The 12080-nt window shown below is 60.1% G+C and carries 10 protein-coding genes; 8 read left to right on the top strand and 2 right to left on the bottom strand.

Features of this window, described 5'->3' with window-relative positions:
- Window positions 1-43: 43 nt before the first annotated feature.
- The 5 genes from Q1Y33_RS02785 (at window position 44) to Q1Y33_RS02765 (ending at window position 7146) form a co-directional block, all read left to right on the top strand.
- A complete protein-coding gene (locus Q1Y33_RS02785) occupies window positions 44-1270 on the top strand; it encodes a DNA/RNA non-specific endonuclease (protein WP_300798048.1) in 1227 nt (408 codons plus the stop codon).
- Window positions 1271-1286: 16 nt separating this feature from the next.
- Window positions 1287-2318: an endonuclease/exonuclease/phosphatase family protein gene (locus Q1Y33_RS02780; RefSeq protein ID WP_300798046.1), complete on the top strand. Its 1032-nt coding sequence runs from the start codon at window positions 1287-1289 to the stop codon at window positions 2316-2318.
- Between the two features lie 15 nt (window positions 2319-2333).
- Window positions 2334-5165: a TonB-dependent receptor gene (locus tag Q1Y33_RS02775; RefSeq protein WP_300798044.1), complete on the top strand. Its 2832-nt coding sequence runs from the start codon at window positions 2334-2336 to the stop codon at window positions 5163-5165.
- A 15-nt stretch (window positions 5166-5180) separates the two neighbouring features.
- The gene (locus tag Q1Y33_RS02770) at window positions 5181-6479 is read left to right on the top strand and encodes a DUF5689 domain-containing protein (protein ID WP_300798042.1); all 1299 of its coding nucleotides are present in this window, start codon (window positions 5181-5183) and stop codon (window positions 6477-6479) included.
- 172 nt (window positions 6480-6651) lie between these two features.
- The gene (locus Q1Y33_RS02765; protein ID WP_300798040.1) at window positions 6652-7146 is read left to right on the top strand and encodes a 3'-5' exonuclease; all 495 of its coding nucleotides are present in this window, start codon (window positions 6652-6654) and stop codon (window positions 7144-7146) included.
- A gap of 224 nt (window positions 7147-7370) precedes the next feature.
- Here Q1Y33_RS02765 and Q1Y33_RS02760 read toward each other — a convergent pair whose 3' ends face one another.
- The gene (locus Q1Y33_RS02760; RefSeq protein ID WP_300798038.1) at window positions 7371-8642 is read right to left on the bottom strand and encodes a porin; all 1272 of its coding nucleotides are present in this window, start codon (window positions 8640-8642) and stop codon (window positions 7371-7373) included.
- 202 nt (window positions 8643-8844) lie between these two features.
- Here Q1Y33_RS02760 and Q1Y33_RS02755 point away from each other — a divergent pair, with 202 nt between their 5' ends.
- Both Q1Y33_RS02755 and tpx read left to right on the top strand, forming a co-directional pair.
- Window positions 8845-9459, top strand: coding sequence for a WG repeat-containing protein (locus Q1Y33_RS02755; protein ID WP_300798036.1), 615 nt, complete (start codon window positions 8845-8847; stop codon window positions 9457-9459).
- A gap of 104 nt (window positions 9460-9563) precedes the next feature.
- The gene (tpx, locus tag Q1Y33_RS02750) at window positions 9564-10070 is read left to right on the top strand and encodes a thiol peroxidase (RefSeq protein ID WP_300798034.1); all 507 of its coding nucleotides are present in this window, start codon (window positions 9564-9566) and stop codon (window positions 10068-10070) included.
- Window positions 10071-10252: 182 nt separating this feature from the next.
- Here the strand turns inward: tpx and Q1Y33_RS02745 are convergent, their stop codons facing one another.
- Window positions 10253-10825 (bottom strand): RNA polymerase sigma-70 factor, encoded by a 573-nt coding sequence (locus Q1Y33_RS02745; protein ID WP_300798032.1) that lies wholly within the window; start codon window positions 10823-10825, stop codon window positions 10253-10255.
- Between the two features lie 213 nt (window positions 10826-11038).
- Between Q1Y33_RS02745 and Q1Y33_RS02740 the strand changes: the two genes are divergently transcribed.
- Window positions 11039-12010: a FecR family protein gene (locus Q1Y33_RS02740; RefSeq protein WP_300798030.1), complete on the top strand. Its 972-nt coding sequence runs from the start codon at window positions 11039-11041 to the stop codon at window positions 12008-12010.
- Window positions 12011-12080: the final 70 nt, after the last annotated feature.

Below are 12080 nucleotides of genomic sequence, written 5' to 3'. Positions count from 1 at the left end.
CCGTCTCGTCGGGGGTTGATTTTTTCTCTACTTTTTTTCGCAGATGACATTGAAGATCGGGATGCTGAAGCCGTGGGGATGTGCGTTGTTTGCCGCGATCCTCGTCTTAACTTTCGGTGCTTGCAGCTCTTCGAAGGGTGGAGAGGAGAATCCCGCCTGTTCCGCATTGTTCTTCGACTCGGAGTCGACATCGCTTGTCGCCCGCGGCTATGAGAACGAACCCAGAATCGTGTTGACCGGCAAGGTCGGCACCTCCTACACCATTACCATTACGGAAGGCGGCTCCTGGTGCTGGACCTCCCGCAGAACCAATGCAACGACCGCTTCGGGATCGCTCGTGACCAAACGCCAGGTTGTATATGTCTACCTGGATGCCAACGAAACGACCGACTCGCGCCATGCGGAGATCTCCGTGACGTTCGACGGCGGCGAATCCTTCCTCTTGACGCTCGACCAGGAGAGTTACACCATTCCTGCCAATCTGGACCATGACTGGGCCGAGTTGCCCGCCTATGTCGATGACGACGATTTCCTCTATGTGACGCATTACGCGCCCATCACGTCGACCGTCACGGCCCGCAACTATACGATCTGCTTCGACAAGACCAAGCGCATCGCCAACTGGGTGGCCTACCCGTTGCACGACTGCTACATGTCGGGCACCTACGTGCGTTCCGACGCCTGGGCCTATGATCCCGACGTGCCGGCCTCCTATCAGGCCGACCTGACACGCGGTTCCTATCAGAACTGGCAGACGAACGGCATCCGCGGCCACCAGTGCATGTCCAACCACCGCTATGTCCCCTGCAGCGACGAGTTGAACCGACAGACCTTCTACTCGACGAACATCATGCCGCAGAACTCGGATTTCAACAGCGGGTCGTGGGGCAGCATGGAGTCCGTCGCTTCGGCGCAGCGCTGCAGCGATACGCTCTACATCGTGACGGGCACCTATGGTGTGCGGAGCTGGAGCCAGGACAAGTCCGGCACGAAGGTCGCCATGCCGGAATACTGCTGGAAGGTGCTCCTGCGCACCCGCACGGGGCGCACCGGCAAGCGGATCGACCAGATCACCGATGCTTCGGAGCTCAAGTCGGTCGGTTACTGGGCCGAGAACTCTTCGGCCAGCAAGAACGGGCTGAAGGAGTATATCGTATCGGTGGACTACATCGAGCAGCAGACCGGCTACAAGTTCTTTACGATGCTCGACGAGGCGATCGCCGATGAAGTGAAATCGCAGAACAACCCCTCCGACTGGGGCATACACTAAATGAACCATAACCAGTATGAAGAAAATTCTCATTACAGGGCTTTTTGCCGCGTTGATCGTGGCCACGTTCGCCCAAAAACCCTACAAGGTGGTTTTCTACAACTTCGAGAACCTCTTTGACACGATCCGCAATCCGGAGATCTACGATGAGGAGTTCACGCCCGAAGGCCCCAAGAAGTGGAATTCGACGAAGTACAACAAAAAGCTCAACAACCTCTCGCGTGTGCTCTTCGATGTCGCAGCCATGGATAAGGACTATCCCGTGGTGATCGGCTGCTCGGAGATCGAGAACCGCAACGTCATGGAGGATGTCGCCTCGACGCCCAAGCTCGCTCCGGCACAGTACCGCATCGTGCACTACGATTCGCCCGACGCCCGCGGCGTGGACGTGGGATTCTTCTACCGCTCCGACGTCTTCAAGCTCGAGGGCAGTGCTCCGATTCCCTTCACGATGGAGGATATGCCCGATTTCCGCACGCGTGACATCGTGACGATGTGGGGTACGATCGAGGGCGAGCCCTTCTACTTCATGGTGGCGCACTGGCCGTCGCGCCTGGGCGGCAAGGAGGCCTCGTCGCCCAAGCGTGAGCGCGCGGCCGAGATCATGCGTCATGCCGCCGACTCGGTGCTGGCGATCAACCCCGCCACGAAGGTCGTGATGATGGGCGACTTCAACGACGATGCCACCGACAAGAGCATCGTCGAGGTGCTCGGCGCGCGCGACGAGATCAAGGAGCTCCGGCCGGGTGACTACTACAACCCCTACATCAAGGTGCTGAAGGCCGGTATCGGCACGCTGGCCTACCGCGACCAGTGGAACCTCTTTGACAACATCGTCGTCTCGGAGAACCTCGCCACGGGATCGACCGGTGAGCTGAAGCTGCAGCGCGTGGCCAAGTCGAAGTTCTACGGCGGCGTCTTCCGCGCTCCGTACCTCTTCCAGAAGGAGGGTCAGTTCAAGGGTTATCCGCTGCGCACGTTCGTGGGCAACAACTTCCAGGGCGGTTTCAGCGACCACTTCCCCGTGTTCATCTATATCGGCAAATAACTCAAAACGTATTATATGAAGATCAGAAATTTACTCGTTCTGCTGCTCACACTCGTCTGCTTCGGGGCGTATGCCCAGGAGGGCGGTGTGAAGGGTACGGTCGTTTCGCGTGACGGCCGTGCGGCCCTGAGCAACGTAAAGGTGGTCGTCGAGCCGCTCGGCGTCGCCGTCATGACGGACGGTCATGGCAATTTCGACATCGGGCAGCTGCCCGAGGGCGATTACCGCCTGAAGTTCGAAGCCCCCGAGTTCGAGAACCTCGACATCGCGGTGCGCGTCGGCAAGACCGTCAAGAACATGAATTCCGTCGTGATGATTCCCGACGTGCAGGCCATCATCGACGATTCGGTATTCGCGGAGTTCGATTCCGACATGGCGACCGATGCGCAGGCGCTGCCCTCGTCGCTCTCCTCGTCGAAGGATGTCTTCAACAACATCGCCTCGTACAAGTTCAGCGAGATGCGCTTCAACGTCCGCGGCTACGATTCGCAGTATTCGAACATCTACCTGAACGGCATCCGCTTCAACGACGCCATGACCGGCTACGGCCCCTGGTCGTTGTGGAGCGGTCTGAACGACGCCACGCGCAACCAGGAGAACACCTCGGGGCTGAAATCCTCGGGCTTCGGCATCGACGGCATCGGCGGTACGACGAACGTCAACGCCCGCGCCTCGCAGATGCGTCAGGGCTTCCGCGCCAGCATCGTGAATGCCAGCTCGATGTATCGTTTCCGTGCGATGATCTCCTACGGTTCGGGCATGCTGGACAACGGCTGGTCGTATGCGCTGTCGTTCTCGACGCGCCAGGGCGGCAACGGCTATGTGGACGGCATCTACTACAATGCCTACGGCTACTTCGGATCGGTGGAAAAGCGTTTCGGCGGCGACCGCCATTCGCTGGCCCTGACCGTGCTGGGCGCCCCCACGGAGCGCGGTGCGCAGCAGGCTTCGACGCAGGAGGCCTACGACCTGCTGGGCAACAACTACTACAACCCCAACGTGGGCCGTCAGAACGGCGAACTGCGCAACACGCGCGTGCGTACCTACCATGAGCCGATCGTGATGCTCAACTACGGCTTCGACATCTCGTCCAACACGCGTCTGCAGGCTGCGGCTTCGTACCGCTTCGGCAAGAACGGCTACTCGGCCCTCACGTGGACCGACGGTCCCGACCCGCGTCCGGACTACTACCGCTACCTGCCGAGCTACTACGAGAACCGCATCTACCAGACGGCCGACGGAGCGATCGACGAGATCGGTTCGGGCACGTACAACGATCTGGCCATGCAGGTCAAGCGCGAGTGGATTTCCGATCCGAACAAGAGCATGATCGACTTCGACAAGATGTACCAGCGCAACTACCTGCGCAACCAGGCCGGCGAGGGCGGTATCTACATGATCGAGGAGCGCCATACGGACCAGCGCGACTTCAACTTTGCGGCCAACATCTCGCATACGTTCAAGAACCAGTCGGTGCTGCGCGGCGGTCTTTCGGCCCGCATCAACCGCACGGAGTACTACGATGAGGTGAAGGACCTGCTGGGCGCCGAGTACTGGCTCGACGTCGACAAGTTCGCGCTGCGCGACAACGGCAACGTCAATCCGGCGATCTACCAGAACGACCTGCTCTACTACATGGAGCACGGCGATGCCCGCCACGTGAAGGAGGGCGACAAGTTCGGCTACGACTACTACGCCAACGTGCGTCAGGGACAGGTATGGGCCCAGTACAGCGGCACGTTCGGCGGCTTCTCGATGAGCCTCGGCGGCGAGGTGGGCTACACGACGATGTGGCGTGAGGGTCTCTGGATGAAGGGTCTCTTCGCCGACAATTCGCTCGGTGACTCCGAGAAACTCGAATACCTCACCTACAAGCTCAAGGGCGAGTTCTCGTACCGCTTCTCGGGTGCGCATGCCCTCTCGGCGAACGTGGCCTACCTGGTCAACCCGCCGCAGTTCCGCGACGCCTTCGTGTCGGCCCGTACCCGCAACACGACGACGCCGGGTCTCGACACCGAGAAGGTCTTCGGCGCCGACCTGACCTACAGCGTCAACCTGCCGTGGATTACGGCCCGCGTCTCGGGTTACTACACGACCATTACCGACCAGTCGAAGGTGATCTCGTTCTACGACGATACGCAGTCGTCGTTCACGAACTTCGCCATGAGCGGCATCGACAAGCGCTACTACGGTCTGGAGGTGGGTGTTCAGGTGCCCATCTGGGGCGGCATCTCGTTCAACGGTGCTTTGAGCCTGGGCGACTACCGCTACACGTCGAACGCCGACTTCACGCAGACGCGCGACAACAGCGAGGAGGTGCTCCGCGGCGACAAGGTGCTGTGGAAGGACCTGCGCGTGGAGAGCACGCCGCAGACGGCCCTGAATCTGGGTCTGAACTTCCGCGGCCCGAACAACTGGTTCGCGTCGATCGACTGGAACTACTACAACAACATCTACCTCTCGATGAACCCCGCGCGCCGTACCAGCTCGGCCTACGCCACGGTGCTGCGTCCGTCGGCCAGCAACCAGCTCCCCGGCCCGGTGAAGGCCGAGGCGCTCTATGCGCTGCGTGACCAGGAGACCTTCGACCCGGCCTACACGATGAGCCTGAGCGTCGGCAAGACGTGGTATATCCACCGTGTCTACCAGCTCGGCTTCAGCCTCGAGGTGAAGAACCTGCTCAATGACCAGAACATCCGCACGGGCGGTTACGAGCAGATGCGTCTTTCGCGCCGCACCTATGTGAATGCCGACAATGCGTCGATCCAGTACTACTCGCCGTTCGATTCGAAGTATTTCTACCTGCTCGGTACGACCTATTACCTGAATGTATATTTCCGCTTCTAATACGATATGACGACTATGAAACAGATATTTCGGATTTTCGCCGCAGTGGCCGTGATGGCGGCCGTTGCGGGGTGCTACAACGACTTCGACACGCCGCAACCGGTCAAGCCCAGTACGGACAAGGACTTCGAGGAGATGACCAAATTGGATATTATGCAGGTTAAGCAGTTATTCTTAAAGGAGCATAAAACCCTTAACCACACCGGAGATAATACCAGTTGGGATGATACGAAGTATACTCATATCGGTTGGTTCTCTCAGGCTCAATATGATAAGGATATGGCTGCCCTTGCAAATGGCGAGAGCATATATGACCAGGATATGCCGGGATATGTGCCGGGTGATTGGGACAAACCTGCCGATGCCGTAGAGTATTATATCTTGGGTAAGATTCAGTCGAGCGACGAGGAGGGCAATATCTACAAGTCGCTGCATCTGGTCGACGAGACGGCCGCCATCGAGGTGAAACTCGGCACGGGTCTCTACATCGACTTCCCGATGGGACACTACGACCGTGAGACCGGCACAATCGACACGCACTATGTCTACGTGAAGATATCTGATCTCTATGTGGGCAACTACCGCATGATGCTCTCGATTGGCAAGGGCCCGACGGACTCCTACAACAAGGTGGGCGAGCACAAGTTCTACGCCAACTCCAACATGGAGAATCCGGCCGAGATCAAGGAGCGCGTCTTCCTCGGTGAGGCCACACAACTGAAGGTCAATAAGGAAATTCTGGTAATTGACGAGAATAACTACGAAGATTTCTTTGGTGAGACTAATCAGGACAAGCTGGGCCGCATGGTGCTCATCAAGGGCATCACGTGCCGCTACGGCGATGTGGACGGCAACCTCTATCCCTCGTGGATGTGTACGGACCTGCGTCCCGTGGAGAGCAAGCACTGGTACAAGTGGGCTGCCAACGAAAACTTCTTCTCGTCGACCTCGCAGCGCAACATCCATTGCAACTTCTACGGTTCTGTGCTCTTTACCTTCGGCGCTTCGCTGCCTACGCAGACGATGACCGCGGGCGTCTTTACGGTCCGTACAAGCGGCTACTCGCGCTTTGCGCGCCAGCCGATCGTCCGTGACGGTAAGACGGGCGACATCCTCGCCATCATGGGCGTCTACGCCAAGTATTGGGGTCAGAGCTACGGTGCCTACCAGTGCTCGGTCAACCGCTTCGAGGACATCATGTTCGCCGAGGAGGACTTCCTGACCGAAGCCGAGGTTAAGGCCCAGAGCGAGGGCGGCATCACGCCCGACGACTCGTTCGTGACGGCGCTTTCGAACAGCGACTACGAGGAGTAATCCTCCGGTCCGGTTTTATGGCGGCCGCATCCCCGACGGGGTGCGACCGTTTTTTGTCCGCATCTCGCGCGGGCGGAGGCGGGGGATGGGTACGGCGGATATTTTGTCGGGGCGGAAGGGTACAGCGTGCGGCGGATTTGCGTATCTTTGTTCCCGGAAAATTTCTTCTGCGATGACGGATTTTGCAGCCATAGATTTCGAAACGGCCAATGCCCACCGTGCGAGCGTCTGCTCGGTCGGGGTGGTGGTCGTGCGCGGCGGCGAGGTGGTCGATACGCTCTACCGGCTGATCCGCCCGCGCCCCAACTTCTACAGCCGCTTCACGACGGCGATTCACGGCCTGACCTATGCCGATACGGCCGATGCACCCGACTTCGAGGAGGTGTGGCGCGACGTGGCGCCGCGCATCGAGGGGCTGCCGCTCGTAGCGCACAATGCCCCTTTCGACGAAGGGTGCCTGCGCGCGGCGTTCGACCTCTACGACATGCCCTATCCGGGGTATGAATTCTACTGTACGTGCCGCGCTTCGCGCCGCGTCTTCGGCAAGCGCCTCCCGAACCATCAGCTGCACACGGTCTCGGCCGCCTGCGGCTTCGACCTGCAGCACCACCACCATGCGCTGGCCGATGCCGAGGCCTGCGCCCGCATTGCACTGAAGATTCTCTGACGCCCCGGCAACGGAGCGCGCCCGCGTGGCGGTCGGTGCTGGAAAGGTGGGCGAAATACCCGTTTCCGGATCGGAGAGGACGCCCGGCATTGCGGGGCGGGCAATGTGTCCGCTTCCGGATTGTGAACAGAAAAAGCGGCCCTGCATCGAGCGGGGCCGCTTGTTTCATTGGGGACGGGCTGTCGGGGCCGGGTGCTGTACCGCCCGGCGGGTGTGGAGCTGTGTCAGAGCCCCAGCTCCACCTGGAAGCGCACCTCCCAGCGGTTGTAGTTCGGCGTGAGGGACTCGCTGCGGTGGTTGTACGAGAGGTCGGCCTGCACCTTGAGGCTGTGGCCGATGATGTAGCGCGTGACGCCCAGCGTCGTCTGGTTCCAGTTGCGGTAGCCGGCCAGCCGACGCACCTCGGCATCGGGCAGCAGTGTCGAGTTGCGCAGCGCCACCTCCCATTTGCTGTCGAACAGGTAGCTGGTCTGGATGTTCACGCCGCAGCCCTTGTAGACGAAGGCGTTGGCATCCTCGTCGAAGAGCGGGTCGTCGCACGTGCGGCCCATGAAGTCGGTGTAGAAGGCGAATCCGCGGTATTTGAGGATGAAGTCCACGAAGTAGGAGCCCAGGTTGCGCGTCGCACCCTCGGGCATGACGGCGCCGCGCGGCCCCTGCAGGCGCGTGGCCTTGTGGTTGTAGGCATAGGCGCCGGCCAGCAGGATGCGCACCTGCTCCTCATGGTCGAAGTCGCCCTCCAGCAGGTCGCCCTTCGCCGAGAAACGCCCCAGCGGGTAGAGCTCCAGACGCCCCATGTAGATCATGCCGCCGTTGGCTGTCGAACCCCAGTTGCGACCCTCGCCCAGCGTGACGGAACCCTTGGCCGAGAGGTTGAAACCCTCGCCCTCGCGCATGTTGTATTCGCCGAAGATACCGAAGTCGCGGTCGAGGTTGAACTGGCTGTTGACGATGCTGCGGTCGACGAACTGCAGGGCGCTCGATGAGTTGATGCGCGCACGGTTGGCCTTGATCTTGGTCTGGCCGAAGCCGATGTTCCACTTGGCGTTGGGCACGTAGTAGACGATGGCGTCGCGCACGATGTTCATGTTGCCGTTGGGCAGCACTTCGGCGTCGTAGGCCGTGAATCCCAGCTGGATCGAGTAGACCAGCTTGGGCGAGTAGATGTAACCGTCGAAGCGCAGGCGGAGCCGCTTGACGCGCGCCTCGGTCTGCGTGAGCGAGAAGTCGCGGTCGAACGACAGTCCGACCATGTTCTGCATGCGGAAGCGGAGCGTCATCTCGAAGAGGTTGTTGCGCGGACGGAACGTGATGCCGCGCCCGACCTCGATGTTGGGCATGTTGCGCAGGCGCGCGAGCAGCTCGGGATCGGTTGCGAGCGAGTCGGTCGGGAAGACCGTCTGCGCAAGCAGGGAGCGTTCTGCGTTCCGGTCGGGGTTCTGGGCCGAGGCCGCCGTGGCGCCGCAGAGCAGCAGCAGGAGGAGAAGGTGTTTCATTGTCGAATCGTTGAGTGTGTGCAAAAATACGAATTTTATGGCATTTTCAATCCGTCCGCTGCAAAGTTGGGGCGGGAATCTGTAAGGAATCTGAAACGCGGAGACTGCCTCCGGGCGAAAATGCGGCCCGGGCTGCCAGGGCGGGGTTGGTTCGTTGCGTTTTTTTTCGTAAGTTTGTCTTTACCATCAAAAAAACCAAGTCATGAAACCCTTTATCCAACTGCTGACATTGGCGGCGGCAGCTTTGTCCGTCTCCTGCGCCGCACTGTCGAATCTCATGTTGCCGGTGACGCAGGGCGGCACCATGACCTTTGCCGGAGGCGGCGACCTGACCCTCTCGAAGGATCGCGGCACGGGCCTTTACGGCTATCTGAACGACCTCGGAATGTGGGCGATCCCGCCCCAATACAAGAGTGCTTCGAGTTTCAACAGCGACGGCCTGGCCTGCGTGCAGGTCGGGGGCCTCTTCGGTGCCATCGACCGCCTGAACCAGTTTGTCATCCAGCCCCGGTTCCGCTCCTGGTCCGACATCCGCAATGCGGTCACATCGCTGACCTCGGGACGCTATGCCGGGATCGAGCTCTGGGCACAGGACGACCCCGCCACGGGGCTTGTCGGCTATCTCAACCACTTCGGCGAGTGGGCCATCCCACCCCAGTACGAGACGGGCTACGACTTCTACGACGGCTATGCCATCGTCTCGCCCGGGCAGCGCCGCTGGGGCGTTATCGACCGCATGAACCGCTTTGTCATCCAGCCCAACTTCGGCTCCTCGGGCGAAGCGCGCAGTGCGCTCAACCGCCTGAAGGGGCATTGACCGGCGGCGGAGATTCCGGAATCGTATTTGCAGGGCAATATGTCGGGCGGATTTTCCGTTCCGATGGAGTGTGAATCCTAAAAATCTTAAACGAAGTTACGATCATGTCCAAGACGAAATTTCAGGGTGCGCCCGTGCAGCTCGAGGGCGAGTTCATCCGGGTGGGAGCTCCGGCTCCCGATTTCGAGCTGGTCAAGGGCGACCTCTCGCCGCTTCGCCTGGCCGATCTGAAGGGGCAGCGCGTGGTGCTGAACATCTTCCCGAGTCTCGACACGGGGGTCTGCGCCGCATCGGTGCGCCGGTTCAACAAGGAGGCGGCTTCGCTGCCCGATACGGTCGTCGTGGCCGTATCGAAGGACCTGCCCTTTGCGCAGAGCCGTTTCTGCTCGGTGGAGGGCATCGACCGCGTTGTGGCCGCTTCGGCCTTCCGCGATGCGGCGTTCGGCCGCGACTACGGCGTCGGCATGGAGGACGGACCGCTCAAGGGGCTGCTGGCCCGTGCCGTCGTGGTGCTCGACCGCGAGGGGAGGGTAGCCTACGCACAGCTGGTTCCCGAGATCACCGAGGAGCCCGATTACGCGGCGGCTGTCGAGGCGGTGCGGAACATCTGACAAACTGATCACGGACCCGGCCCGTTCCGGCGTCGGTATGTATGGACGGCAGGCTGCCGCGGCAATCGCTGCGGCAGCCTGCCGCCGTTTTGTCCGCAACTCTGCGCATGAACGGTTTGCGGCCCGCCGGATGGGTCTGCTGCGGAAACCAAACGCCCGGACGTTCGGTCCGGGTGCGCATCTTATTTGAGGTAGAGGAAAATGAAGAGCAGCGTGAGGTAGTCCTTCAGCGAGAGCCGCAGCTTGCGGATCGCGTATTGCAGCTCCCTGTCGACCTTTTTCATCGTGATGCCGTTCATGTCGGCGATCTCCTTGTAACTTTTGCCGTCGAATTTGCTGGCCGTGAAAATCTGGCGCCGCAGCTCGGGCATCTGCTCGATCTGGCGGCGGCATATCTCCATGATCTCGCTGCGGAACAGCTCGTTCGGGTTGCAGCACTCGATCGTGCGCGTGTAGTAGTCCATCACGCCGCGCTCGCGGACGAGAATCTTCTCGTAGACGGCCCGCTCGAGCTGCCGGTTCTTACGGTAGTTCAGGCAGCGGTTCCGCACCGACTGGAAAAGATAGGCCTCGATGTTCGACTCGATGTCGTTGCGGTGGTTCCACACGGACGCGAAACTGTCGTTGACGATGTCCTTCGCCGTGTCGGCATCCCGCACGAAGGAGTAGGCCACGGCGCACAGCTTGCGCTCGTACCGCTGGAAAAGCTGCTCGAACAGCTCCTGTGTCAAAACGGTTGTTTCGGTCTGCTGCATGTTTTTTTACTTGAAACAAAGATACAAAAAAAATGCAATATGCCATCTGTTGCTTGATTGGTGTAAAACACAGGTTGTCAATGTATTTCAAGGATAATGACAAATTAATATTTTTTCAGAATTTATTAAATAAATTTATTTGCAGCCGCCGGCGGGAATCGCGGCCGTTCGGTTGTCAATATATTCAGAAGGGTTGACAGAAACACTTATGTTATGAATACGATGAATACCGAGATTACCGATAAACTGTTGTTCAGGTTCTTTGCCGGGCAGACCTCCAACGAGGAGACCGACCTGATCGCCGCGTGGCTCGACGAGAATCCCCGCGAGAACCAGAAACGGCTCAACGAGGCGAACGACCTCTTCCTGTTGAGCATCATGAGCGAACCGGACCTGGTGCCCGAAGCCGACCGGAGCTGGCGCTACCGCATCGTCCACTCGCGTCCCCTGCGCTATGTGGCGGGCTTTGCCGCGGCCCTGCTCGTGGCTGCCGGGGCAAGCTATCTCTTCTTCTCCGCACGGTTCGACCGGCTGCTCGAGGCGCCGACGTCGATCGAGGTGCCGGCCGGGCAGCACGTGTGCGTCGCCTTGAGCGACGGCACGACCGTCGAACTCAACTCCCGGAGCCGGATCACCTATCCGGCGGTCTTCACCGGAAAGGAGCGGCGCGTGCAGCTGCAGGGCGAGGCGATGTTCGACGTGCACCACGACGCGGAGCATCCGTTCATCGTGGAGACCTACGCCTGCGACGTGAAGGTCCACGGCACGCACTTCAACGTCACGGCGGACGAGGCGGAGCAGAGTTTCTCGACGGCGTTGTTCGAAGGCTGCGTCTCGGTGCGCAACCGCATGAACGGCGAGTATCTGGTGATGGAACCCAATACGGTCGTCGACCTGCGCAACGGGCATCTCTATTTGAGCGAGATGACCAGCCGCGACGATTACCTCTGGACCGAAGGCATCGTCTCGTTCGGAGGCGACTCCTTCGCCGAGATCATCGGGAAACTGGAGCGCTATTACGGCGTGGAGATCGAAGTCCGGCGCACGACGCTTCCCGAGGTCCGTTACAAGCGGCTGAAGGTCCGCACGTCGGAGGGGATCGACCACATCCTGCGCATCCTGCAGCGCTCGTCCGACTTTACCTACGAATACGACGATCTGAAAAACCGGATCATTATCAAGTAACGCAACTCCACTTTATTGATGTATAACCCGCAAAACCGCCTGCCTATGAGATAAATCCTGCGTAGATCAA

Source organism: uncultured Alistipes sp. (assembly GCF_949296715.1).
Classification (GTDB): domain Bacteria; phylum Bacteroidota; class Bacteroidia; order Bacteroidales; family Rikenellaceae; genus Alistipes.
The sequence above is the reverse complement of the archived record's forward strand: the minus strand, read 5'-3'. Positions and strand labels throughout refer to the sequence as shown.

What these genes read in the sequence shown, in the direction of transcription:
- Q1Y33_RS02755 (WP_300798036.1), top strand. Translation starts at nt 8,845, where the DNA reads ATGAAACCCTTTATCCAACTGCTGACATTGGCGGCGGCAGCTTTGTCC.
- Q1Y33_RS02770 (WP_300798042.1), top strand. Translation starts at nt 5,181, where the DNA reads ATGAAACAGATATTTCGGATTTTCGCCGCAGTGGCCGTGATGGCGGCC.
- Q1Y33_RS02775 (WP_300798044.1), top strand. Translation starts at nt 2,334, where the DNA reads ATGAAGATCAGAAATTTACTCGTTCTGCTGCTCACACTCGTCTGCTTC.
- Q1Y33_RS02765 (WP_300798040.1), top strand. Translation starts at nt 6,652, where the DNA reads ATGACGGATTTTGCAGCCATAGATTTCGAAACGGCCAATGCCCACCGT.
- tpx (WP_300798034.1), top strand. Translation starts at nt 9,564, where the DNA reads ATGTCCAAGACGAAATTTCAGGGTGCGCCCGTGCAGCTCGAGGGCGAG.
- Q1Y33_RS02785 (WP_300798048.1), top strand. Translation starts at nt 44, where the DNA reads ATGACATTGAAGATCGGGATGCTGAAGCCGTGGGGATGTGCGTTGTTT.
- Q1Y33_RS02745 (WP_300798032.1), bottom strand. Translation starts at nt 10,825, where the DNA reads ATGCAGCAGACCGAAACAACCGTTTTGACACAGGAGCTGTTCGAGCAG.
- Q1Y33_RS02740 (WP_300798030.1), top strand. Translation starts at nt 11,039, where the DNA reads ATGAATACGATGAATACCGAGATTACCGATAAACTGTTGTTCAGGTTC.
- Q1Y33_RS02780 (WP_300798046.1), top strand. Translation starts at nt 1,287, where the DNA reads ATGAAGAAAATTCTCATTACAGGGCTTTTTGCCGCGTTGATCGTGGCC.
- Q1Y33_RS02760 (WP_300798038.1), bottom strand. Translation starts at nt 8,642, where the DNA reads ATGAAACACCTTCTCCTCCTGCTGCTGCTCTGCGGCGCCACGGCGGCC.